The sequence below is a fragment of the Streptacidiphilus pinicola genome (assembly GCF_003258295.1).
GTDB classification, from domain to species: Bacteria; Actinomycetota; Actinomycetes; order Streptomycetales; family Streptomycetaceae; genus Streptacidiphilus; species Streptacidiphilus pinicola.
Genome location: NZ_QKYN01000084.1, coordinates 33,968 through 35,377, shown reverse-complemented (window position 1 = coordinate 35,377; position 1,410 = coordinate 33,968). Strand labels below are relative to the sequence as shown.

General features: G+C 72.9%; 2 protein-coding genes. One reads left to right on the top strand and one right to left on the bottom strand.

The annotated features are described in order from the left end of the window. Positions 1-379: 379 nt before the first annotated feature. Complete coding sequence (locus DN069_RS21650; protein ID WP_042428002.1) at positions 380-583, top strand: cold-shock protein; 204 nt, start codon at positions 380-382, stop codon at positions 581-583. 100 nt (positions 584-683) lie between these two features. Here the strand turns inward: DN069_RS21650 and DN069_RS21645 are convergent, their stop codons facing one another. After that, positions 684-1,022 (bottom strand): RNA polymerase-binding protein RbpA, encoded by a 339-nt coding sequence (locus tag DN069_RS21645; RefSeq protein ID WP_111503292.1) that lies wholly within the window; start codon positions 1,020-1,022, stop codon positions 684-686. Positions 1,023-1,410 lie beyond the last annotated feature (388 nt).

Here is a 1,410-nt window from a genome sequence, read left to right as displayed (position 1 = left end):
GGGGGGGAGAGGCGGGGCACGGGCGGGGGGGGGGGGGAGGGGGGGGGGCGGGGGCGGGCGGGGGACGGGGGCGGGGGAGCGCGAGGGGGGGGGAGCGGGGTGCGGGTCGTGGGTGCGCGGGAGGGGGCGGTGTGTCAGGGGGTGCGGGCGGGGGGGGGGCGGGGGGGGGGGCGGTGGGGGGGGTCGGGGGGGGGGGCTCGGCGGGGGCCCGGGGGGGTCAGCGGGCCATTAGAAACCGCGTCTTAGCGGGCACACAGGATGGGTAGCGTGCTGCTCGACGTTCGCTGTCCGCCGTACCGCTGCACCTGCTGTTCGAGGACGCGACCCATCCAGGGCCGGCAACCTGTGCTGGCCCTCGTCCCGAACGGGAGAGTTCACCATGGCGCAGGGCACCGTGAAGTGGTTCAACGCGGAGAAGGGCTTCGGCTTCATCGAGCAGGCCGGCGGCGGCCCTGACGTGTTCGCCCACTACTCGGCGATCACCGGCAACGGCTACCGCGAGCTCGTCGAGGGCGAGACCGTGACCTTCGACATCGAGCAGGGCCAGAAGGGCCCGCAGGCGGCGAACATCGTCCGCGGCTGACCCCACACGTGCGACAGCCCGACCGTCCACCCTTGGGGCGGCCGGGCTCGTTCATGCCGTCGACCGACGATGACGCGCGCGCCACGGTCGCCCCGATAGGTCAGCTGGTCCCGCGCAGCTTGGCCAGCGCCTCGTTGAGCAGGATCTCGCCGTCCTCCTGGCTGCGGCGCTGCCGGACGAAGCCCATGTGCGTCAAGTAGCGGCTGGTGCCCTCGGCGACGGGCACATCGTCGCGGTCGCGGCCGGCGGGCAGACCGCACCGGGGACAGTCCCACGTCTCCGGGACCACGGCCTCGACCGCGAAGCTGAGCTGCGTGTGGTGGTCCTTACCGCACCAGAACGACACCGTCGTGCGCGGCGCGAGGTCACCGCGCTCCGGCTCGCCCAGCGGACCGGACCCGATCCGCGCGCCCCTGATGTTGCCGCTTCCCCGCGCCACGCTGCTCTCCCTCGGCCATGATGTCCACGCCTCGGATGTGCATGGGATAAGCCCAGCGTACGGGTACCCTCCGGTAGAGCATTCCCCGGGCGGGCCCCCAGCACACGGGCGCCCGCCCGGGACCGCGCTCAGGTCACTCCGACCAGGGGGCTCCACCGCCTGGTGCCCGCGCAGCTTCGACTCGCCGCGCTGCGGCAGTGACTCCGCCTGACGTCGAGTCTCCGGGGGGCGTCGGGCGGTGCGGGCCTCTTGCGAGGTCGAATTGCCGATACCGTGCGGTATCTACGGCGTCAGATAGCGGGCGCCAAAATCTGGAGGCACCAACCCATGCTGATTGCTCAGCGCCCCACACTGACCGAAGAGGTCGTTGACGAGTTCCGCTCCCGGT